This is a genomic window from Paraburkholderia sp. NMBU_R16, assembly GCF_013282575.1.
GTDB lineage: Bacteria > Pseudomonadota > Gammaproteobacteria > Burkholderiales > Burkholderiaceae > Trinickia.
Genome location: NZ_JAAAYE010000030.1, coordinates 18,272 through 40,237, shown reverse-complemented (window position 1 = coordinate 40,237; position 21,966 = coordinate 18,272). Strand labels below are relative to the sequence as shown.

The window sequence follows — 21,966 nt, the reverse complement described above, 5'->3', positions numbered from 1 at the left end:
CCGAGGGTGTCGGAAGAAGGCGACGAAATGTCGGCGAACGCGGCCACCCTGTTCGGCCCCGCTCGAGAACCAGGGGCGGCACGCCGGGCGGCGCTACTTGGGGTCGAATTGTAGCGCAGCCGAATTGATGCAGTAACGCAGCCCCGTCGGTGCCGGACCATCCTCGAATACATGGCCCAGGTGTGCGCCGCAGTGCTTGCAACGCACTTCGATGCGCAGCATGCCATGCGAGCGATCGGTACGCTCTTCGATGACCTCGCCGTTGATGGGCTTGAAATAGCTGGGCCAGCCGCAGCCTGCGTCGAATTTCGTCGACGACTCGAAAAGCGGCGTTCCGCAGCACACGCAATCGTAAATGCCGCGTTCCCAGTGATCCCAGTACCGGCCCGTGAAAGGCCGCTCCGTGGCGGCATGGCGCGTAACCTCGTACTCGGTTTCGGAGAGCTGATCGCGCCACGCTTCGTCGGGTTTGCCCAGCGGATAGTCTTCGTCGGTGGGAGCCGGGGAGGCGAGCGGATCGTGAGGATCGGTATGACGGTTCATGGGGAGATGTCTCCATCGAATGGCACCCGCTTGGCGGGCGCTCGTTGAGAGCGTGAAGAGGGCTACGACGAGCAACTCACCGAGAGCGTGCCCGCCCACTCTGGCGGCAGCGCCGCGTAGTCCTCGAATTCCGGCTGCTCGTCGAATGGCCGCGAGAGCACCGCGGCAAGGCGCGCCGCTTCGGAAAAGTCCTTTTCCGTCGCCCGCCTGATCGCGGTTTCGGCCAGATGATTGCGCAGCACATACTTCGGATTGATGCGATTCATCGCCTCGCGGCGCGTGGCGTCGTCGCGCGGGTCCAACGCAAGCCGCGCGCGATAGTCCGCGGCCCATCGGTCGAACGCTTCCCGATCGAGGAACATATCGCGCACCGGCGCATCGCCGCGCGCGTCGTCCTTCGAGACCTGCGCGAGGCGGCGGAACGTCAGCGTGAAATCGGCACGGCTGGCATGCATGAGTTCGAGCAGTCGGTCGACGAGCTTGTCATCGCCCGGACGCACGTCCGACAAGCCGAGCTTGTCGCACATCCGGCGTTCGAACGCCGGTGCGAAGCGGGCCTTGAATCCTTCGAGCGCCTGTTGCGCGTCGGCGACCGACCGCTCGGCGCGCACACTCTCCTCGTGATGCGCGCCGATGAGCGGCAGCAGCGCCTGCGCCAGGCAAAAGCAGTTCCAATAGGCGATCTGCGGCTGCATGCGGTACGCGTAGCGGCCCTGCGTATCCGAATGGTTGCAGATGTGGTTGGCGTCGAAGGCATCGAGAAAGCCGAACGGACCGTAGTCGATCGTGAGGCCCAGTACCGACATGTTGTCCGTATTCATGACGCCGTGGCAAAAACCCACTGCCTGCCACTGCGCAACCATGTCGGCGGTACGGGTGACTATCTGTGCAAGCATGGCGACATAAGGGTCCGGCGTTTCCCGGCACTGCGGGTAAAAACGATCGATCACATGATCCGCGAGCGCGCGCAGCGCGTCGATCTGCTCGCCCGCATAGAAATGCTCGAAATGTCCGAAACGAACGAAGCTCGGCGCCACCCGTGTGACGACAGCCGCCGTTTCGATCTCCTCGCGGCGCACGGGTTGATCGGATCCGATCACGCATAGTGCACGCGTCGTCGGAATGCCGAGGTGATGCATGGCCTCCGAGCAGAGAAATTCGCGGATCGAAGAGCGCAGGACGGCGCGTCCATCCCCCATGCGCGAGTAGGGGGTGCGGCCGCTGCCTTTTAGCTGCAGCTCGTTGCGCAGACCGCCGTGCTCGAGCTCGCCGAGCGAGAGCGCGCGGCCGTCGCCAAGCTGTCCCGCCCAGACGCCGAATTGGTGCCCCGAGTAGACAGAGGCGTACGGCAGCGCCGCCTGCGGCCATTCGCGTGTCGCATTGCCGCTGAAAAGCTCGACGAAGCCGGGCGTCTCGGCGATGCGCGGCTCGAGCCCCACGAGCGCTGCCGCGTCGGCCGAAAACGCCACCAGATAAGGTGCGGGTAGCGGGGCCGCGGGCAGCCGCGTGAAAAACGCGGAGCCGAGCTCGGCGAACGAGCCGCTGCGCGCGGTGCCCAGCGCGCTCGCGAGTTCATCGGGGGCGTCGAGCCGTGCTGCGATGCTTGGGGAAAACGACATATTGAGGTGCCTTTGAGTTACCCGCTATTGTAAGGCGCCGGCCGAGGGCGCGTCGGAAGCCGCGCGAGCCCGGGCTGCGGGCACTCGAGTGGACCGGACGCGGTCGCGGGACGACAACGAAAATGGGAGGGCGCCGCCATGACCGAGCCGTTGCTGGGCCAGATGATGGACATACCGCTCAACGTTTCGATGCTGCTGCGGCATGCCGCGCGTTATGCGGGGGAGACGGAGATCGTTTCCCGGCGCATCGAGGGCGATATTCACCGCTATACCTATCGCGATTGCGAAAAGCGCGCCCGACAACTCGCGCAGGCGCTGATCCGGCTGGGCGTGCAGCCCGGAGAGCGCGTCGGTACTTTGGCGTGGAACGGCTATCGTCACCTCGAAGCCTATTATGGGACGACGGGGTTCGGTGCGGTTTGCCATACGATCAATCCGCGGCTTTTTCCAGAACAGATTGCCTATATCGTTGCGCATGCCGACGATCGATACGTTCTGTTCGATACGACGTTCGCGCCGCTCGTGGCCGAGCTCGCGCCGCGCTGCCCGAACGTGAAGGGCTGGATCGCGCTCGGGGATGCGCCGAAGGAAAGCCCTCCGGGCAATGTGCCTTTGCTGTACTACGAGCCACTGCTCGCGGCCGAGGAGGGTGACTTCGAGTGGCCCGAGCTCGACGAGCGGCTCGCCTCCTATCTTTGCTATACGTCGGGTACGACGGGGCATCCGAAAGGCGCGCTGTACTCGCATCGGTCCGTGGTGCTGCATGCCTACGGCGCATCGCTGACCGGCGCGATGGGAATTTCGGCGCGCGATTCGGTGCTCCCCGTCGTGCCCATGTTCCATGTCAACGCCTGGGGCATCCCTCACGCGGCGCCTCTGAACGGGGCAAAGCTGGTGCTGCCGGGCAAGGATCTCGACGGCAAATCGCTTTACGAACTGATGGAGGCGGAGCGGGTCACCTTTTCGGCTGGCGTGCCCACGGTCTGGATGGGCTTGCTCGCCCACGTGCGCGAAGGCGGCAAGCGCTTTTCGTCGCTCGAACGCACGGTCATCGGCGGCTCCAGCTGTCCCCCGGCGATGCTGCGCAGCTTCGAAGACGATTATGGCGTGCGCGTGATCCATGCCTGGGGCATGACCGAGCTTTCACCGCTTGGCACGCTTGCGCGACTCAACTGGGAGCAATCGCAGCGCCCGCGCGAAGAACAGCGGCGGTTGCTTGAAAAGCAGGGCACGGTCATCTTCGGCGTCGATATGAAGATCGTCGATGCGAACGGCGTGGAATTGCCGCGCGACGGCGTGGCGTTCGGCGATCTATACGTACGCGGCCCATGGGTGATCGACCGCTACTTCGCGACCGAAACGTCCGCGCTCGTCGACGGTTGGTTCCCGACGGGCGACGTGGCGACGATCGACCGCGAAGGCTTCCTGCATATCACCGATCGCAGCAAGGACGTCATCAAATCCGGCGGCGAATGGATCAGCTCGAGCGAGGTGGAGAATATCGCCGTCGCCCATCCCGATGTCGCCGAAGCAGCTTGCGTCGCATGCCCGCATCCGAAATGGGGCGAACGTCCGCTGCTCGTCGTCGTCAAACGGCCGACCGGCGATGGCCTGACTCGCGAGGCGCTGCGCGCATTTTACGAAGGCAAACTGGCGAAGTGGTGGATTCCCGACGACATCGTTTTCGTGCCTGAATTGCCCCATACGGCGACGGGCAAACTATCGAAGATGAAGCTGCGCGATATGTTCCGGGATCATGTGTGGCCGACGAAGGAGCGAACATGAAAGGGCAAGACGAGGCCCTCCTCGTAATCGATCTGCAAAACGACTTCATGCCGGGCGGTGCCCTGGCCGTAGCACGCGGTGACGAAGTCGTGCCCGTGGCGAATCGGCTCGCACGCGCGTTCGAACATGTGGTCGTGACTCAGGACTGGCATCCGCGGGACCACATCTCGTTCGCCGCGAGCCATGCCGGGAAGTCACCGTTCGAGCGCATCGCGTTGCCGTACGGCGATCAGGTGCTGTGGCCCGTGCACTGCGTGCAGGGCACGGCGGGCGCGGCGCTGCACGAATCGCTCGACATCGCCCATGCGAGGCTCGTCATTCGCAAGGGCTATCGCCGCACGATCGACAGTTACTCGGCCTTCGTCGAGGCCGATCGCGAAACGCCGACCGGACTGGCCGGCTATTTGCGGGAGTCGGGCGTCAAGCGGGTCTGGTGCTGCGGTCTCGCAACGGACTACTGCGTGGCATGGACCGCGCTCGATGCACGGGCCGCGGGCTTCGAAGCCGTCGTCGTCGAAGACGCCTGCCGAGCCATCGACCTCGAGGGCTCGCTCGAACGAGCGTGGCGGGACATGGCGGCGGCTGGCATTGCGCGCGCTCGCGCCGAGGACGCATTGCGGTAGTCGGCCTCAGACGGGCTTGAAACGAAACGGGTATCATCCGTCGCTGACATCTGACAGGCCGACCGTCGGCGCGACAGCCGGCCGAACGCAAACGAACGGAGCTCAGCGTGATTCGACACATCGTCATGTGGAAATTGAAGGACACGGCAGAAGGTGCAACGCGCGCCGAAAACGCATTGAAGCTGAAGGAAAAGCTCGAAGGCTGCCGCGATATCGTGCCGGGCATTCTGCGCATCGAAGTCGGCATTGCCGAGCCCGGGCTCGAATCGACCTACGACGTCGTACTCGTGTCCGATTTCGCCGACAAGGCCGCGCTCGACGCGTATCAGGTTCATCCCACGCACGAAGCGCTCAAGTCGTTCGTCGGCGCTGTGCGCGAAGCGCGCCAGTGCATCGACTACGAAATCTGAGACCCACCAGCCCCCGCAAAAACCGCGATGCCGCACACTCCGCCTTCCGCCGGTCATGCCAATGTGATCGAAAGCCCCTTCGTCGATCACCTCGGTGTGCGTCTCGTATCCGCCGCCGACGGTGTCAGCGAGGTCGAACTGCCGCTCGACGCAACCCATATGAACACATGGCAGGTCGCGCACGGCGGCGTCACCATGACGCTGGCCGATGTTGCGCTCGCGACCGCCGCGCGCAGCCTGGCCGGCGACGGTATGGGCGTAGTCACGGTCGAAATGAAGGTGAATTTCATGCAACCCGGGCGCGGCGAGTTGCGCGCATTCGGCCGCGTGCTGCATCGTTCGACGACGATGGCGTATTGCGAAGGCGAGGTGCGCGACAGCGAGGGCCACTTCGTCGCCAAGGCACTCGGCACGTTCAAATACATGCGGCGTCTGGCCGTCGGCCGGGACATCGTCGAGCAGCGAACCCGGCGCATACCGGCGGGCAAACCAGGCCCCAGCGACGGCTGATCCTCGCGCCTGCCGCTCGGGCGGCCACGGCCCCCGGGCTGCCGCCGTCCGAGGGGATTGGATCGTTTTCGGCGTTGCGCTTGCCGGACGCTTATCGAAGGAGAAGATCGCCATGACTCAGGTGAACCGCCGCGTGCTGCTCGTCTCGCGTCCACAGGGCGCCATGACGGCCGACAACTTCCAGCTCGTCGCAACGCCGCTCGAGCCGCTTGCCGACGGGCAGTTTCGTGTCCGTAATCATTGGCTGTCGATCGACCCGTACATGCGCGGCCGGATGAACGAAACGAAGTCGTACGCCGCGCCGCAACCGCTCGGCGAAGTGATGATCGGCGCAACGGCCGGTGAAGTCGTGGAATCGCGCAATGCACGCTTCTCCGTGGGCGACAAGGTCACGGGCGTATTCGGTTGGCAGGAATTCGGCACATCGGACGGCACGGGCGTAACGAAGGTCGACGATACGGCGATCCCGCTCTCGGCTTATCTTGGCGTCGCGGGAATGCCGGGCGTGACGGCGTGGTACGGGTTCAACGAGATCATCGCGCCGTGGGCAGGGCAGACGATCGTCGTCAGCGCGGCCAGCGGTGCCGTCGGCAGCGTCGTGGGCCAGTTGGCGAAGTTGGCCGGATGCCGCGCCGTGGGGATTGCCGGCGGCGCCGAGAAGTGCCGCTATGTGACGCAGACACTCGGCTTCGACGCCTGTGTCGACTATAAGGCCGGCAAGCTCCAGGAGGACCTCGAGGCTGCCACGCCCGAGGGCGTCGATGGCTGCTTCGAAAACGTGGGCGGCGCCTCGCTCGATGCGACGCTCACGCGGATGAACCCGTTTGGGCGCATCGCGTTATGCGGCATGATCGCGGGCTACGACGGAGCGCCCCAGCCGCTTCGGCAGCCTGCGCTGATCCTGGCGATGCGCCTGACATTGCAGGGTTTCATCGTGACCGAGCATATGGATATCTGGCCGCGAGCGTTGGCCGAGCTCGCCTCGCTCGTTGCGCAAAAGAAGCTGAACTATCGCGAAAGCATAATGGAGGGGCTCGAGCGTGCGCCCGAAGCTTTGATGGGGCTTCTCAAAGGGCGTAACTTCGGCAAGCAACTCGTCAAGCTCGTTTGAGGACTCGGAGTTCGTCATGCAGGCGTTCGAAGGCAAGGTTGCCGTGATTACCGGTGCGGCGAGCGGATTGGGCCGCGCGTTTGCCGAACAGGGCGCCGCGCTCGGCATGAGACTCGTGCTCGCGGATATCGATTCCGATGCTCTGGCCGATACGGCAGCGACGCTGAGAGCGGCCGGTGCGCAGGCCGTCGCTGCGCCCACCGATGTCTCGGACGGCGGCGCGGTCGAAGCGCTCGCCCGCAAGACGCTCGATAGCTATGGCAAAGCGCATCTGCTGTTCAACAATGCCGGCGTGGGTGCAAGCGGCCTCGCCTGGGAGATGAGCGCGAACGATTGGGCGTGGGTCTTCGGCGTGAACGTAATGGGTGTGGCGCATGGTGTGCGCGTGTTCACGCCGATCATGATCGGGCAGAACGAGCCTGCGCATATCGTGAATACCGCGTCCGTCGCGGGATTCCTCGCGCCGCCATTGATGAGCGTCTACAACGCCTCGAAGCATGCCGTCGTCGGACTGACCGAAACGCTCTATCACGATTTGCGCAAGGTGGGCGCCCCGGTGGGGTGCTCCCTGCTGAGCCCGGCGTTCGCACCGACAGGCATCGCCGATGCCGAGCGCGCGCGCCCCGCGCGCTGGCGCAACGACACGGGACCGACGGCGTCGCAGATTCTCGCTGCGCGCGAGTTGCGCAAAGCCGTGCGTGCCGGACGGCTCACGGCCACCGATATCGCCGCCGCGACGTTCGACGCGATACGCGACGAACGCTTTTATGTGTTTACGCATCCGGCCATGCTTCCGGGCGTCCGCTTGCGGCACGAAGATATCGAAATGCAGCGCCAGCCCAGCGATCCAAGCGGTCCAAGCAGTCCAAGCAGTCCAGCGTGAATCGTCAGCCCCCGGTGTTCGAGGCGCCGCCGTCGATCCGGAAATCGAAGATGCGTTCGACGTCGCCCGGGCGGCGCAAGCGATGCGATCCGTCATCGTCGCTGCGCTCGGCGATATGGACCTGAAGGCCCGTGCTCCCGATATCGACGCGCAAGGCCGTCGTCCCGCGGGTCCCGTAATCGGGCGTCTCGATGAACGCCGCGGACAGCGCGCGTTCGCGTTCGAGCGGGATGCCCGTGCGAGGCAGCGTGTCGTCGGCCGCAATCTGTCTGTCGAGCATCAGTTCGGTGAGCGCCGCAAGCGGGGCTTGCCCGTTGCCAGCACTCGTAAGCGCAGCCAGTTCGGCGCGCTTTCTCGCGAGCTTGGGCCAAGGCGTATCGAGCACCGCATTCGAAATACCGTGTGTTCCGCGCGGTAGTAGGACGGGCAGAGCTTCGCCCCGGTTGCAGTACCACGCGAGCTCGCGCCGGACAAAATCGCCTGCCAGCAGATTGAAGCCGTTGTAGATTGCGCCGCGCTCGGCTACCCGCGCGAGGTAATCGAGCGGCGCAAGACGCTCGCCGGCGAGATAGTCCGCGACGAGCATCCCGCGCGTCGGTGCTTCGGGCCGCGTGTCGAGCGGGGCGCGGTAATTCGTGAGCGCGGCGAAGCGTCCGTCGCGCGATACGCCCAGCCAAGTCCCGCCGCCGGCCAGGTCGCGGCCGGCCAGTACTTGCGGAAGATCGGTCCACCATCCGAGCGGAGCGGTCTCGCGCCGAAAATATTCGTCGCGATTGGCGGCGAGCGTGAACAGAGGGCCGTGTGCCGCATCGGGCCGCCAGTCGAAGACGATGAGGCACATCTGTCGCGTCAGGCTTCCGTGGGCAATGCGTACGGCAACGGCTCGAACGCGAGTTCCGGCCCCTCGGCGGTGCCGACTCGAACGACGCCTTCCTCGAGCGACACAAGCTTGATTTCGACGAGCGCGTCGAAACCGCCTCGTGGCGCCGCCGCGACATTGACGATCATCCCGCACGGCTGGCCCGGATCGGCCGAGTGAAAGAGTTCGGCGCCGGCGCGCACCGCGCCGCTATCGCCGGCGATATGCGCGAGTGCCACGCGCCGCTTGATCGTGCCGCGGTACTGGCTGCGTGCAACGACCTCCTGGCCCGGATAGCAGCCTTTACGAAAGTTGACGGCGCCCAACGCGTCGAAATTGACCATTTGCGGCACGAACTGTTCGACCACGTCCGCGGCGATGCGCGGCTCGCCTGCGCGGATGTCCAGCCAATCCCAAACGGCCGAGGAAACGCGCGCGAGACGGGCTTCGAGCTCCGGCAGGCACGCCTCGACCTCGGCTTTCGGGCCGATCCACAAATAGCGAGCGCGGCCGTTCGCGTCGGGCACACGCACGAGCGAACCCAAGGGACCGGCGACCTGCACATGCACGCCGTCGGGCAGCGCTTCGAATACGCTGGAAAGCGCTTCACGCACATCGCCCGCGAAGCCGATCACGGTGACCGCATCCGTGATATCGGCAAGCTTTGCCTTCGCGCGCAACACGAACATCGACAGCCGCTTTTGAACATTCGCGCAAACCGATCGCGCGACGAGCAGCCGAATCGATTGCCCGGCGCGCCAGGTGAGCATGGAGGCGATGAGCCGGCCTTTCGGCGAACAGTAGCCAGCGAGCCGTGCACTCGCGGCGTCCAGATGCTGGATGTCGTTCGTCAGCTGGCCGTGAAGGAAGCTCGCGGCGTCGTCTCCCGTGGCCTCGATGACACCGAATTGGTCGAGCGGCATGAAAGCGCCGCGCGCGAGAACCGCGTCGAATTCGCCGGCAGCCGGGCGGGATAGGTCCGGTGCGGGCGAAGCGGGGGGCAAATCGGGGGCGTGGGGGGCATTCATGGATTCGATATCCGGTCAATCCTGACTTTGGCTGATGCGAGCAAGCTATTATATGGGGTCTACCCGAGCCTTGTTTCGCATGTCCCTTCTGAAGAAATGCTTCGCCCTCGGTGCAGTTGCCGTGGTTTTGCTTGCCGCCGCCGCGGGCGGCGGATATTTCTGGGCCACGAGCCCGGTCACGCTGTCGGCTCCCGTGGTCGATGTCACCATCAAGCCGCACAGCAGTGTGCGCAGCGTCGCGTTGCAACTCGTCCGAGCCGGCGTGGCGCTCGCACCCGAACCGTTCGTTCTGATGACGCGCGCGCTGGGCCTGCAAACGCGGCTGAAATCCGGCAACTATGAGTTCAAGAGCGGTGTGACGCCGTATGAAGTGCTGCAAAAGCTGGCGCTCGGCGACACGAACGAGGACGTCGTCACCATCATCGAAGGCTGGTCGTTCAAGCGCATGCGCGCCGAAATCGACGCCGACCCGTCGCTCAAGCACGACACCGCGGGCATGACGGACGCCCAGTTGCTGGCAGCGATCGGGGCGCAGGAAAAGGACCTCACGAATGCCGAGGGTCTTTTCTTCCCGGATACGTACCTGTTCGACAAGGGATCGAGCGATATCGACGTGTACCGGCGCGCGTACCGGTTGATGCAGCAGCAGCTCGCGCGCGTCTGGGCCGAGCGCGCTCCTGGGTTGCCGTACCAGACGCCGTATGAGGCGCTGACGATGGCGTCGCTCGTCGAGAAGGAGACGGGCAGGGCCGCGGACCGTCCGCTGGTCGCGGCGGTGTTCGCCAACCGGTTGCGTATCGGCATGCCCTTGCAAACCGATCCGTCGGTGATCTACGGGCTGGGCGACGCCTATTCCGGCCGGCTGCGCAAGCGGGACTTGCAAACCGATACCCCGTACAACACCTATCTGCGACGCGGCTTGCCGCCGACGCCTATTGCGCTTGCGGGCGCGGCATCGCTCGAGGCGGCGGCGAAGCCGGCGCCAACGGGCGCGCTCTATTTCGTCTCGCGCGGCGACGGCACCAGTGTCTTCTCCGATACGCTCGGCGATCACAACAAGGCGGTCGATAAATATATTCGAGGTCAACCCTAAATGGCGCGCGGCAAATTCATCACCTTCGAAGGCATCGACGGCGCAGGCAAAACGACGCATCTGGCATGGTTTCGGGAACGTCTCGAAGACAAGCTGAACCCTGCGGGCAGCGCTGTCGTCACGACGCGCGAGCCCGGGGGCACACCGCTCGGCGAAGCCTTGCGCGAGTTGCTGCTCCACGAACGGATGGACCTCGAGACTGAGGCGCTCCTGATGTTCGCGGCACGCCGGGAACATCTCGCGCAGGTCATCGAGCCTGCGCTGGCACGCGGCGACTGGGTCTTGAGCGACAGGTTCACCGATGCGACGTTCGCCTATCAAGGCGGCGGCCGGGGCTTGCCGCGCGATAAGCTCGAGGCGCTCGAACGCTGGGTGCAGGGCGGATTCCAGCCGGATCTGACCGTGCTTTTCGATGTGCCGCCGCAGACCGCCAGCGAGCGGCGCGGCGCGGTGCGCTCGCCCGACAAATTCGAGAGCGAGACGCTCGCGTTTTTCGAGCGTACCCGCGCCGAGTATCTGCGGCGCGCGCAAGAAGCCCCGCACCGGTTCGTGGTTGTCGATGCGACGCTCGGCATCGACGAAATCCGTCACCAGCTCGCGCAGCTGGTGTCGACGCTTTGAGGCGAATCGGCCGCGACGAACGCGGCACCGCGACCGCTTCTCATTGAAACGCAACGTCTGGACGATTCGACGATGATTCATCCTTGGCAACTGGACGACTGGAACCGCTTGCAATCGTTGCGCGGGCAGTGGCCGCACGCGCTTTTGCTGTACGGCCAAGCCGGTATCGGCAAACTTCGTTTCGCGCAGCACGTCGCGCAAGGCCTGCTGTGCGAGGCCCCGCGCGCCAACGGCGAACCCTGCGGGGCCTGCGCGGCCTGCAACTGGTTCGTCCAGGGCAACCACCCCGACTACCGGGCCCTGTTCCCGGAAGCGCTGGCCTCGGAGCTGGGCTCGTCGGCGGCTGCCGCTGAGCGGGACGAGAAAGCGGACAGCGAAGATGGCAAAAAGACGCGCACGCTCAGCAAGGAAATCAAGATCGAGCAGGTGCGGGCGCTGCTCGATTTTTGCGGCGTGGGCGCACATCGCGGCGGCGCGCGCGTGGTGCTCGTCTATCCGGCCGAAGCGCTCAACGCGGCGGCGGCCAACGCGCTCCTGAAGACATTGGAGGAGCCGCCGCCCGGCGTCGTCTTTCTGCTCGTCTCGGCACGCCTCGACAGGCTTTTGCCGACGATCGTCAGCCGGTGCCGCCAATGGCCGATGCCGACGCCCGCCCCCGAACTCGCGCGCGACTGGCTTGCGCAGCAAGGTGTGGCGGACGCCGACGCGCTACTCGCCATGGCGGGCGGCGCACCGCTCGCCGCACTGGCGCTCGCCGCGGACGAAAACCGGCCGCTGCGCGAGTTCACGCTCAAGCAGCTCGCTGCCGGCCCGCAATGCGACGCCTTCGCTTGCGCCGAGGCGCTGCAAAAGCTTCCGGTGCCCGTCGTGCTCGGCTGGCTGCAGCGCTGGCTTTACGACTTGCTCGCCGAGCGCACCGCCCATCGGCCGCGCTACTTTCCTGCGGCGGCGCGCGATCTCGCGCACTGCGCGCAGCGGATCGACGCCAATGCGTTCGCGCGCTATATGAAGACCGTCGCGCGTGAACGTGCGGTCGAAAACCATCCGCTCAACGCGCGTCTCGTCTTCGAGGCGCTGTTTCTCGGTTACCGCGAGCTCTTCGTCCAGTCCGCGCACGCTTGAAACGAGCCCACGCCATGTCGATACACATTCGGGATGCAACCCTCGACGATCTTGCCGCGATCGTCGCCATTTACAATTCGACGATCGCCTCGCGCAGCGTCACGGCCGACCTCGAACCCGTGACGGTCGAGAGCCGCCTGCGGTGGTTCCACGCCCACGGCGCGGCGCGTCGGCCATTGTGGGTCGCCGAGCAGCCGGAGCGCGACGATCCCAATGGCGCGGGGCGCATGATCGGCTGGCTGAGCTTTTCCGACTTCTACGGGCGTCCGGCCTATGCGCGCACGGCCGAGCTCAGCATTTACCTCGACGAGTGCGCACGCGGCCGTGGATTAGGCAGGCAACTGCTGGAAAAAGCGCTCGAAGCGGCGCCCGGTCTTCAGATCGATACCGCGCTTGGATTCATCTTCGGCCACAATGCGCCCAGTCTCGCCTTGTTTCGCCGGGCGGGGTTCGAAGACTGGGGCACGCTGCCCCGTGTCGCGGTGCTGGACGGCGTGGAGCGCGATCTCGTCATTCTCGGCAAGCGGATCGCATAGCGAATCCGTTCGGCCGTTGCGCAAAGGAACACAGGATGTTTGTCGATTCTCATTGCCATATCAACTTCGAAGGACTGGCCGATCGCCTGCCCGAAGTGCTCGAGAACATGCGGGCTCAGCATGTGACGCACGCGCTATGCGTCAGCGTCGATCTCGAGACGCTTCCGGCCGTGCTCGACATTGCTTCGGCGCATGAAAACGTCTTTGCGTCGGTCGGCGTGCATCCCGACCATGAAGACGCGCGCGAGCCCACCGTGTCGGAACTGGTCGAGCTCGCGAAGCATCCGAAGGTCGTGGCGATCGGCGAGACCGGACTGGATTACTACCGGCTCGAAGGCCGCTCGATCGCCGACATGGAATGGCAGCGCGAGCGCTTTCGTACGCATATCCGCGCCGCGCGCGCGACGATGAAGCCGCTCATCGTCCATACGCGAGCGTCGGCCGACGATACGTTGCGGATCATGGAGGAAGAAGCGGCTCACGTCCCGGGCGGCGTCATGCATTGCTTCACGGAGCCGTGGCCGATCGCCGAGCGCGCGCTCGCGCAGAACTTCCACATTTCGCTGTCCGGCATCGTCACGTTCAAGAGCGCGACCGATGTGCAGGACGTCGCACGGCGTGTACCGCTCGAGCGCTTGCTGATCGAAACCGATTCGCCGTACCTCGCACCGGTTCCCTACCGTGGCAAACCCAATGAACCTGCGTACGTCAGCCATGTCGGAGCTTTCATCGCACAGATACGCGATATGCCCACGGAAGCGCTCGCCGAAGCGACGACCCGGAATTTCTTCCGACTATTCGCCTCGGCCGTGCCTTCCTCGAGCTGAACGACACGTTCGCCTTTGTCAGGCAACAGAAAGGAAAACCATATTGCCTATGAACACGCTCACCCTGCCGCTCATTCAACGCCTCGGCCGCGCCGCCTGCCGCCTGAGAACCGCCAGTCGCCTGCACCGGGCGCTTGCCGCGTGCGCAACCGCGCTCGTGGCCGCGGCCGCCGTGGCGCCGGCCTACGGAGCCGACACCGACAGCATCGTGAAAGCCGTCAAATTCGACGATGACAAGCGCATTGCCAAGCTGCTCGCGCAAGGCGCGGATCCGAACATGACGACGCCCGACAAGCTGCACATGCCGCTCATCGTCCTTGCCGCACGCGAGAAGTCGGACAAGGTGGCCAAAGTGCTCGCGTCGAATCCCAAGACCGATCTGGACAAGGTGGATAGCGCCGATGAAAACGCCATGATGCTCGCCGCGTTGAACGGCGATATGGATCTCGTCAAGCTGCTGATCGACAAGGATGCCGAAGTCAACAAAAAGGGCTGGGCGCCATTGCACTATGCCGCGGCAAACGGTCACGACGATATCGTCCAACTGCTGATCGACCATTCCGCCTATCTCGATACGCCTTCGCCGAACGGCACGACGCCGCTCATGATGGCCGCGCGGGGCAATCACATCACGACGATGAAAGTGCTGCTGGATGCAGGGGCGGACCCGCGGGTCAAGAACCAGATCGGCATGACCGCACTGGACTTCGCGAAGCAATATCACGCGAAGGACGCGACCGAAGGGCTGGAGGCCATGTTCGCCCGCGACGCCGCGAGTGCGTCCGCTGTGGCCCCTGCAAGCGGGCAAAACGGTGCAAAATAAGCGTTTTTTGGCACGGCTGGCGCCGTGCCTGCCTGACGGGTCGACCGGTCGCGAGGTACGGGACCGGTTCACAGCCCGCGGATTTACCGCTCGGAGAAAAGGATAACCATGTTGCGGGCTTTGATATGCCTTGGGGCACTCGCCATGCCGGTGGCGGCATTTGCGTTTTCGGGGAGCGAGCTCAATGGGTTGTGCGGTCGAACCGATACGGTTTCGCGCGCGGCATGCAAGGCGTACGTACTGGGAGTCGCCGACGGCGTCTATAACACGATCGACGCGATCGGCGGCACCACGGGACCGCGAGTGGGCCAGTATTTCTGCCTGCCGAGCGGCGTGAAGCCCCAGCAGCTCGTCGATGCGGTCCGGAAATACGTGGCCGAAAACCCGAAACTGGCCGATTACAACGCCAGTACGAGTGTTTCGCTCGGCCTCGGCAAGGCATTTCCCTGCAAACACGATTGAAACAGTCGCCTGGCGCATGTTTCCCGACTGTAACAGCCGGGAATAAGTGAAAATGGCGCGTTTCCTTCCGAGAGCCGTACTCAATAATGAAGGCTCGAGTGCCGCCGCGATGCGAACGGCCCGGGTCTCGCCCTGATCGGTCGAACTGACACGGCGCCCGGGCGCCGCGTTGTCCGGAACCTCGCCCGCTTGCATGGAGTTCACACCGAATGAAGATTGCGCAGATCGCACCTTTGACCGAATCCGTTCCGCCGAAGCTTTACGGCGGCACGGAACGCGTCGTCTCATACATCACCGAGGCGCTCGTGGATCTGGGCCACGACGTCACGCTTTTTGCGAGCGGCGATTCCAAAACGAGTGCGAAGCTCGAGGCCGTCTGGCCGCGGGCGCTGCGGCTCGACCCGGCTATTCGCGACCGCATTGCGCCGCATATGCTGCTGATGGAACTCGTGCGACGTCGCGCAGACGAGTTCGATGTCCTGCATTTCCATATGGACTACTACTCGTTTTCGCTGTTCAACCGGCAGGACACGCCGTTCGTCACGACGCTGCACGGCCGACTCGACCTGCCCGAGCAGCAGCCCGTTTTCGACACCTTCGATACGGCGCCCGTCATCTCGATCTCCAATGCTCAGCGCCATCCGATGCCGCAGGCGAAATGGCTGAGGACGGTGTACCACGGCCTGCCGCGCACGCTTTACGAGCCGCAGCCGGTCGAACAGCGGTACCTCGCGTTTTTAGGCCGCATTTCACCCGAAAAGCGCGTCGACACGGCGATACGGATTGCCTCGCATTGCGGCTTGCCGATTCGCATCGCGGCCAAGATCGACGCAGCCGATCGAGAGTATTTCGAGCGCGAGATCAAGCCGCTTTTCGACTTGCCGCACGTCGAGTTCATCGGCGAAATCGCCGATGACGAGAAGGCGACGTTTCTGTCGGGCGCGCACGCACTGCTGTTCCCGGTCGATTGGCCGGAGCCGTTCGGTCTCGTCATGATCGAAGCCATGGCCTGCGGCACGCCCGTGATCGCGTTCAATCGCGGCTCGGTGCCCGAGGTGGTCGACGAAGGGGTGTCAGGGTTCATCGTCGAAGACGAGATCAGCGCCGTCGCCGCGGTCAACCGGCTGCATACCGTCTCCCGTGCGGGAGTGCGCAAACGCTTCGAGGAACGCTTCACCTCGCATTTCATGGCTGGGCAGTACCTGGAGGCTTATCAGACGGTCATCCGCGCTCAGAAGCGCTCGCGCTTCAAGGTAATCGATTCGAAAACAAGCTGAGCGCAAAAGCCGGCGAGGGCGACACAAGCGCGGCGCGAGCGCGCCGCGCTAGGGCAAAACGCCTGCTTTAGAGATTGATGCGGGAAATCTTCATGCCCTGCAGGGAGAGATCGCCCATCAGGCCTGCATTGGTCATGACGATGACTTGGACGGGCTTGGTGGCGGTGGTGGTGTCGACGGCGCCGTTGGCTCCCATCTTCAGGAGCGCGACCGAGGCGTCGCCTCCTACGGACCATCCCTGGCGCTGCTGAAACGCCTTGAGCGCGTCATCGGTCATGAAGAGAAAGACGACCGTTTTCGATTGAGCCCCAGCCTGCAGCCCGAACGAACCGGAGATCAGGTTGTAGTAGCCCTGGGTCGTACCGCCCGTACGCAACGCTCCTTCGCCGAATTCGCCGCCGACCACGAAGCCTGCTTGCAGGACCTTCGGGAATACCAGGACGCCGCGCGCCCTCGAGACCAGATCACGGGAGCCGGGCACCTGCGCGTACATCCGCGACAACGCCGCATCGACGCCACTATTGATCTCCTGGCGCTTCGACGACGTGCTGCCTGGACTTTGCGCCGTCGGGCTGCCGTTGTTCGTGGTCGTGGTACAGCCCGCGAGTGCAAGGCCGCCGGCCACCACCGCGGTTGCCGCCTTCAGCATGAAGCGTTGTTGTTTGTTCATGGCTCATTCTCCGTATTGATCCGTCGGTCAAACCTTCGACGGCAGGTTTGGACGAAGCGTCGATCCCGCGCATTCTGCGCGTGTCGAGGTAACAAGCACGGTGCATGCCCGTACCTGTCCCGATTTCACGTCAGTGAGCCACCGGGCGTTTGGGCACGGGCGGGCGGCGCAGTGCGCGCCTGACGCCGGCCACGACGAGACCCAATGCGAAGAGAAAGGCTGCCGGCACGACCCAGTAGCCGACGAAAGCGTGCCAAAGATAACTGGCAAGCGTGTTGCGCCGCACGATATATTCGTCGATCGCGGCTTGCTGGCGCGGCGCGTTGGCCGCCAGGACGTCGCTCGGGCAGCCGGCGGCACGCGCCTCGTCCGGCGTGCCGTGACAGCGGGCCGTAGCGCCGGCCGCGCGTTGCGCGTCGTCGAGCACCCAGGTGGTCAGCGCACGATCGCGATCGACGACGTTGTAAGCCATTTCTTCGCGAATTTCGTGCACCGCCACGAGCGCCACCGGTACGGCCCAAACCAGGATCGTGACGACCCAGCGCTTGAACCACCGGTTCTGTCTCCATGCCATTCGTTGCCTCCGCTATGCTTTACGCATCAACGACGAGACGTCGGCCCATGGCGTCTTTATCGGTGTAGGGGGTAGCGGGCCGTCTTGGCAGTCATCATAGAAGAAATGCGACGAATCGTCGCGGGAGTCGGGCCGCTTGGCGAAAGGAGCGCGTAATTTCTTCAAATTCTCTGTTATTTACCGCCCGCAGGATGCAGTCATCGGGGCACCGCCCACAGCCCAGCCTTCATCCACACGCGGAACAGCTTTTGCGTGCAGCCTACACCGGAGGCCTGCGCGAGGGTTTCGCGGGCTCGGCGGGCAGTCGCCCTCAACCTATGTGCAACCGCACGGGGGTTCGGTCCATGTCGGAACCATTCACAGAACAGTACAAAGGGTTTTCGATCGGCGTGCAGGCGTTGCGGCGTGCAAAAGAGCCGGACGAGGCGCCAAGCGCGCCGCGACATTTCGACATCGTCGTGATGATTTCTCGCAATGCGAGCGGCGAGCGTGGCAAATCCGAAATGTTCGGCGTGCCGGAGCACGAACCGCTCGACGATCAGATCGCGGCCCACAAGATCGGCTTGCAGTACGCCCGCGACATCATCGACGGCAAAGTCGAGGGCTCTTCCGTCGATAAACTTTGACCAAGCTTCAACTTTAACGAGGCTTCTTCCCTTTCTCCTTGCGCGCGCCCGCGGAACGGTCCAGCATATGGGGTCCGGATCGCGCGTTGCGCGCGGTTTTTCGCGCAAAATATCGTCGCCCGCATATCGCACGGCGATACCGGTGATTTCGAGCGTACGTTCGAATCGAAAATCCAGGCTTTAGCGAGCCGATCACAATATGCGAAAAAAGGAGAAGCTCATGGTTCATCGCACCCGTCGCCGCATGCTTGCCGTCGCGGCCAGCCTCGTTGCTGTCGCCGCCGCGCCGTTCGCTGCCACCGATGCAGCCGCGCAAACGGCCCATAAGCCGAAAGTGGCGCTCGTGATGAAATCGCTCGCGAACGAGTTCTTCCTGACCATGGAAAACGGCGCGAAGGACTATCAAAAGCACAATGCCGGCAAGTTCGAGCTGATTACGAACGGTATCAAGAACGAGACCGATACGGCGGCGCAGATCAATATCGTGGAGCAAATGATCAATTCGAAAGTCGATGCGATCGTGCTCGCACCGGCCGATTCCAAGGCGCTCGTACCGGTCGTCAAAAAGGCCGTCGATGCCGGAATCATCGTCGTCAATATCGATAATCGGCTCGATCCCGACGTAGTGAAGTCCAAGGACCTGAATGTACCGTTCGTCGGTCCGGACAACGCGAAGGGCGCCGAGAAGGTCGGCGACGAACTCGCGAAGAAACTCAAGGCGGGTGACGAAGTCGGCATCATCGAAGGCGTTTCGACGACCACCAATGCTCAGCAACGCACCGCAGGGTTCAAGGCCGCGATGCAAAAAGTCGGCGCCAAGGTCGTCTCGGTCCAGTCCGGCGAATGGGAGATCGACAAGGGCAATGCCATTGCTTCGGCCATGCTCAACCAGTACCCGAACCTGAAAGCGTTGCTGTGCGGCAACGACAATATGGCGATCGGTGCCGTCTCGGCCGTGCGCGCGGCAGGCAAGCAAGGCAAGGTCTACGTGGTGGGCTACGACAACATCGGCGCCATCAAGCCGATGCTCAAGGATGGCCGGATCCTCGCGACTGCCGACCAATACGCCGCCAAGCAAGCCGTATTCGGCATCGACACGGCGCTCAAGGCGATTGCCGAGCACAAGAAGCAGGCCGACCTGTCGAGCGTCGTCGAAACGCCGGTGGACCTCGTCACCAAAGCCGGCGTCGTCAAGTAACAATAACGCGGCTCAAGCCTCAGCGGGCCGCCCTCGCGGCCCGGCCCACTCCTCAGTCGAATACTCAAGTATCGCGCGCCGGTGCCGTTATCCGTGAGAATAGGCGTGATGCGACAGGCCAGCGCGGCGCACGATGTCGCCGGAATGGGATGGGCGGCCTCGAGAACAGGATCGCGATGGATTCGACCGACGCAGACGATACAGATGCAGTGCTTGCGGTGAGCGGGATCGGCAAGACCTATGCCGAGCCGGTGCTGTCCGATGTGACGCTTGCGCTTCGCTCAGGCGAGGTCTTGGCCTTGACCGGCGAGAACGGTGCCGGTAAAAGCACGCTCTCGAAAATCATCGGTGGCCTCGTCGCCCCCACGGGCGGAGCCATGCGGCTCGGCGGCAAGCCCTATGCGCCGGCGAGCCGCGGCGAAGCCGAGGCGCTCGGCGTGCGGATGGTCATGCAGGAGTTGAACCTGTTGCCGACGCTGACGGTCGCCGAGAACCTGTTTTTCGACAACTTGCCGCGCCGCGGGCCGCATGCCCTCGGCTGGATCGACCGCCGGCGCCTGGCTCGGGACGCACACCGCGCGATGGCGCGAGTCGGACTCGATTCGATCGATCCCGACACGCCCGTTGGCGCGCTCGGCATTGGCCATCAGCAAATGGTCGAGATCGCGCGCAATCTGATCGGCGACACGCGTGTGCTGATCTTCGACGAGCCGACCGCCATGCTGACGGATCGCGAAGTCGACCTGCTGTTCGATCAAATTGCGCGCCTGAAGGCGAATGGCGTCGCGATCGTCTACATTTCGCATAGGCTCGAGGAACTCGCGCGAATTGCCGATCGCGTGGCGGTGCTGCGCGATGGCAGACTTGTCCATACAGCCCGGATGGCCGACGTCTCGAGCGAGCGGCTCGTGACGCTGATGGTCGGGCGGGTCATCGGCGAGCGCATCGACCTCGGCGAGCGCCGGATCGGCGCGCCGCTTTTGAAGGTGCAAGGGCTGGGACGCGGCGACGTCGTGCATGACGTGTCGTTCGAGGTCCGGGAAGGCGAGATACTGGGCGTGAGCGGTCTGATCGGTGCCGGTCGGACGGAGCTCATGCGGCTCATCTACGGCGCAGACCGGGCCGATTCCGGCACGATCGCAGTGGGCCGGCCCCCGACACCGGTGCATATCGGCTCGCCAGCCGATGCGGTACGGCACGGCATTGCGCTGATCACCGAGGATCGCAAGGGCGAGGGCCTGCTGCTGCCGCATTCGATCGCCGCCAATGTGTCGCTCGGCAACATTGGAAGCGTGGCACGCTGGGGTTTCATCGACGCGCGGCGCGAGCAGGCGCTCGCGCGCACCCAGATGGACGCGCTTCGCGTACGCGCGAGCGGGCCGACCCAGCCTGTGGGCGAGCTATCGGGAGGCAATCAGCAAAAAGTCGTGATCGGGCGCTGGCTCGCGCGCGAGGCGGACGTGCTGCTTTTCGACGAACCGACGCGGGGCATCGACGTCGGCGCGAAGTTCGATATCTACGGGTTGATGGGGGCGCTCGCGCGCGAAGGTCGCGCGCTCGTCGTCGTTTCGAGCGATCTGCGTGAATTGATGCTGATCTGCGATCGAATCGCCGTCATGTCGGCAGGGCGCTTGACCGGCATGTTCGAGCGCGACGAATGGAGCCAGGACGCGCTGCTCGCCGCAGCGTTCGCAGGACATATGAAGGGGACTCGCCCAACGGCTCCCGATCATGAACGAAATGCACGGAGTGCTTCATGACCGATCCATCCGCGCGCCCCGACGGTGCGCCTGTCCTTGCTGACGAGACGCCGAGCGTGAAGCCGGGCGGCACTCGGCTTGGACTTTCGAATTACCTCGGCCTGGCGGGTGCGCTGGCCGTGATGGTTGCGCTCTTTTCGCTGCTGAGCTCGCACTTCCTGACCTACGATACGTTCAGCACGATCGCCAACCAGATTCCCGACCTCGTCGTCATGTCGGTCGGCATGACGTTCGTGCTGATCGTCGCGGGCATCGATTTGTCGGTCGGCTCCGTGCTGGCGCTGTCCGCATCCGTCGTCAGCGTCGCTGCGCTCCAATGGCACTGGCCGCCTGTGCCGGCCGCGCTCGCCGGCATGGCGGCCGCGGCATTGACCGGCGCGATCACCGGCGGGGTGACGGTCGGCTGGCGGATTCCGTCGTTCATCGTCTCGCTCGGCGTCCTGGAAGCGGCGCGCGGCCTGGCTTATCAGATGACGAATTCGCGCACGGCGTATATCGGCGATGCGTTCGATTTCCTGTCGAACCCGATCGCGGTCGGCATATCGCCGGCCTTCCTGATCGCGGTGGCGGTGATGATCGCCGCGCAGGTCGTGCTCACGCGCACTGTTTTCGGCCGCCACCTCGTGGGCATCGGCACGAACGAGGAGGCGGTGCGGCTGGCTGGCGTCGATCCGCGGCCCTACAAGGTCGCGGTGTTTGCGCTGATGGGCGCGCTCTCCGGACTTGCCGCGCTTTTTCAGGTGTCGCGGCTTGAAGCGGCCGATCCCAATGCGGGCGCCGGCGCGGAGTTGCAGGTCATCGCGGCCGTGGTGATAGGCGGCACGAGCCTGATGGGCGGACGCGGTTCCGTTATCAGCACCTTCTTCGGCGTGCTGATCATTTCGGTGCTGGCGGCCGGTCTCGCGCAAGTGGGCGCGAACGAGCCGACGAAGCGGATCATCACGGGGGCCGTCATCGTGGTTGCGGTCGTGCTCGACACCTACCGAAGCCGCAAACGCAGTTGAGA

24 protein-coding genes are annotated in these 21,966 nt (G+C 64.4%); 18 read left to right on the top strand and 6 right to left on the bottom strand.

Features of this window, described 5'->3' with window-relative positions; genetic code table 11:
- Window positions 1-93 precede the first annotated feature (93 nt).
- Both msrB and GWC77_RS16575 read right to left on the bottom strand, forming a co-directional pair.
- A complete protein-coding gene (gene msrB / locus GWC77_RS16580; protein ID WP_254367001.1) occupies window positions 94-543 on the bottom strand; it encodes a peptide-methionine (R)-S-oxide reductase MsrB in 450 nt (149 codons plus the stop codon).
- Between the two features lie 62 nt (window positions 544-605).
- Window positions 606-2,162, bottom strand: coding sequence for a YdiU family protein (locus tag GWC77_RS16575; RefSeq protein WP_173258656.1), 1,557 nt, complete (start codon window positions 2,160-2,162; stop codon window positions 606-608).
- Window positions 2,163-2,300: 138 nt separating this feature from the next.
- On the opposite strand from GWC77_RS16575, the gene GWC77_RS16570 reads away from it, so the two are divergent.
- From GWC77_RS16570 to GWC77_RS16545, 6 genes are all read left to right on the top strand, one after another.
- Window positions 2,301-3,947, top strand: coding sequence for a 3-(methylthio)propionyl-CoA ligase (locus GWC77_RS16570; protein WP_173258654.1), 1,647 nt, complete (start codon window positions 2,301-2,303; stop codon window positions 3,945-3,947).
- Complete coding sequence (gene pncA / locus GWC77_RS16565; RefSeq protein WP_173258653.1) at window positions 3,944-4,570, top strand: bifunctional nicotinamidase/pyrazinamidase; 627 nt, start codon at window positions 3,944-3,946, stop codon at window positions 4,568-4,570. Before GWC77_RS16570 ends, pncA begins: the two co-directional genes overlap by 4 nt.
- A gap of 107 nt (window positions 4,571-4,677) precedes the next feature.
- Window positions 4,678-4,980 (top strand): Dabb family protein, encoded by a 303-nt coding sequence (locus GWC77_RS16560; protein ID WP_367949055.1) that lies wholly within the window; start codon window positions 4,678-4,680, stop codon window positions 4,978-4,980.
- A gap of 27 nt (window positions 4,981-5,007) precedes the next feature.
- Window positions 5,008-5,490, top strand: a complete 483-nt coding sequence (locus tag GWC77_RS16555) for a PaaI family thioesterase (RefSeq protein WP_173258652.1) — start codon at window positions 5,008-5,010, stop codon at window positions 5,488-5,490.
- A 112-nt stretch (window positions 5,491-5,602) separates the two neighbouring features.
- On the top strand, window positions 5,603-6,601 hold the full coding sequence (locus tag GWC77_RS16550) for an NADP-dependent oxidoreductase (protein WP_173258651.1): 999 nt from the start codon (window positions 5,603-5,605) through the stop codon (window positions 6,599-6,601).
- A gap of 16 nt (window positions 6,602-6,617) precedes the next feature.
- Complete coding sequence (locus tag GWC77_RS16545) at window positions 6,618-7,484, top strand: SDR family NAD(P)-dependent oxidoreductase (RefSeq protein WP_173258649.1); 867 nt, start codon at window positions 6,618-6,620, stop codon at window positions 7,482-7,484.
- 4 nt (window positions 7,485-7,488) lie between these two features.
- Here the strand turns inward: GWC77_RS16545 and GWC77_RS16540 are convergent, their stop codons facing one another.
- Together GWC77_RS16540 and GWC77_RS16535 are read right to left on the bottom strand one after the other, a co-directional pair.
- Window positions 7,489-8,325, bottom strand: coding sequence for an NRDE family protein (locus GWC77_RS16540; RefSeq protein WP_173258647.1), 837 nt, complete (start codon window positions 8,323-8,325; stop codon window positions 7,489-7,491).
- A gap of 8 nt (window positions 8,326-8,333) precedes the next feature.
- Window positions 8,334-9,371: a folate-binding protein YgfZ gene (locus GWC77_RS16535; RefSeq protein WP_173258645.1), complete on the bottom strand. Its 1,038-nt coding sequence runs from the start codon at window positions 9,369-9,371 to the stop codon at window positions 8,334-8,336.
- Between the two features lie 79 nt (window positions 9,372-9,450).
- Between GWC77_RS16535 and mltG the strand changes: the two genes are divergently transcribed.
- The 8 genes from mltG (at window position 9,451) to GWC77_RS16495 (ending at window position 16,132) form a co-directional block, all read left to right on the top strand.
- The gene (mltG, locus tag GWC77_RS16530; protein WP_173258643.1) at window positions 9,451-10,464 is read left to right on the top strand and encodes an endolytic transglycosylase MltG; all 1,014 of its coding nucleotides are present in this window, start codon (window positions 9,451-9,453) and stop codon (window positions 10,462-10,464) included.
- Window positions 10,465-11,085, top strand: coding sequence for a dTMP kinase (gene tmk / locus GWC77_RS16525; RefSeq protein WP_173258641.1), 621 nt, complete (start codon window positions 10,465-10,467; stop codon window positions 11,083-11,085).
- 72 nt (window positions 11,086-11,157) lie between these two features.
- Window positions 11,158-12,207, top strand: coding sequence for a DNA polymerase III subunit delta' (locus GWC77_RS16520; RefSeq protein WP_173258639.1), 1,050 nt, complete (start codon window positions 11,158-11,160; stop codon window positions 12,205-12,207).
- 14 nt (window positions 12,208-12,221) lie between these two features.
- The gene (locus tag GWC77_RS16515) at window positions 12,222-12,743 is read left to right on the top strand and encodes a GNAT family N-acetyltransferase (protein ID WP_173258638.1); all 522 of its coding nucleotides are present in this window, start codon (window positions 12,222-12,224) and stop codon (window positions 12,741-12,743) included.
- Window positions 12,744-12,778: 35 nt separating this feature from the next.
- Window positions 12,779-13,570 carry a TatD family hydrolase gene (locus GWC77_RS16510; protein WP_173258636.1) on the top strand — a complete coding sequence of 264 codons (792 nt, stop codon included), beginning with the start codon at window positions 12,779-12,781 and terminating at the stop codon, window positions 13,568-13,570.
- Between the two features lie 49 nt (window positions 13,571-13,619).
- Window positions 13,620-14,393 (top strand): ankyrin repeat domain-containing protein, encoded by a 774-nt coding sequence (locus GWC77_RS16505; RefSeq protein ID WP_173258634.1) that lies wholly within the window; start codon window positions 13,620-13,622, stop codon window positions 14,391-14,393.
- A gap of 108 nt (window positions 14,394-14,501) precedes the next feature.
- Entirely contained in the window at window positions 14,502-14,855 is a 354-nt protein-coding gene (locus GWC77_RS16500; protein WP_173258632.1) for a Rap1a/Tai family immunity protein, read from the top strand.
- A 209-nt stretch (window positions 14,856-15,064) separates the two neighbouring features.
- Window positions 15,065-16,132 carry a glycosyltransferase family 4 protein gene (locus GWC77_RS16495; RefSeq protein ID WP_173258630.1) on the top strand — a complete coding sequence of 356 codons (1,068 nt, stop codon included), beginning with the start codon at window positions 15,065-15,067 and terminating at the stop codon, window positions 16,130-16,132.
- Window positions 16,133-16,199: 67 nt separating this feature from the next.
- Here GWC77_RS16495 and GWC77_RS16490 read toward each other — a convergent pair whose 3' ends face one another.
- Together GWC77_RS16490 and GWC77_RS16485 are read right to left on the bottom strand one after the other, a co-directional pair.
- Window positions 16,200-16,802, bottom strand: a complete 603-nt coding sequence (locus tag GWC77_RS16490; protein ID WP_254367000.1) for a YSC84-related protein — start codon at window positions 16,800-16,802, stop codon at window positions 16,200-16,202.
- Between the two features lie 130 nt (window positions 16,803-16,932).
- Window positions 16,933-17,376 carry a hypothetical protein gene (locus GWC77_RS16485; RefSeq protein WP_173258628.1) on the bottom strand — a complete coding sequence of 148 codons (444 nt, stop codon included), beginning with the start codon at window positions 17,374-17,376 and terminating at the stop codon, window positions 16,933-16,935.
- A gap of 344 nt (window positions 17,377-17,720) precedes the next feature.
- On the opposite strand from GWC77_RS16485, the gene GWC77_RS16480 reads away from it, so the two are divergent.
- From GWC77_RS16480 to GWC77_RS16465, 4 genes are all read left to right on the top strand, one after another.
- Window positions 17,721-18,002: a hypothetical protein gene (locus tag GWC77_RS16480; protein ID WP_173258626.1), complete on the top strand. Its 282-nt coding sequence runs from the start codon at window positions 17,721-17,723 to the stop codon at window positions 18,000-18,002.
- Between the two features lie 220 nt (window positions 18,003-18,222).
- On the top strand, window positions 18,223-19,200 hold the full coding sequence (locus tag GWC77_RS16475; protein WP_173258624.1) for a sugar ABC transporter substrate-binding protein: 978 nt from the start codon (window positions 18,223-18,225) through the stop codon (window positions 19,198-19,200).
- Window positions 19,201-19,376: 176 nt separating this feature from the next.
- On the top strand, window positions 19,377-20,960 hold the full coding sequence (locus GWC77_RS16470; RefSeq protein WP_173258622.1) for a sugar ABC transporter ATP-binding protein: 1,584 nt from the start codon (window positions 19,377-19,379) through the stop codon (window positions 20,958-20,960).
- Entirely contained in the window at window positions 20,957-21,964 is a 1,008-nt protein-coding gene (locus GWC77_RS16465) for an ABC transporter permease (protein ID WP_173258621.1), read from the top strand. The genes GWC77_RS16470 and GWC77_RS16465 overlap by 4 nt, the downstream gene beginning before the upstream one ends.
- The last annotated feature ends 2 nt before the right edge of the window (window positions 21,965-21,966 follow it).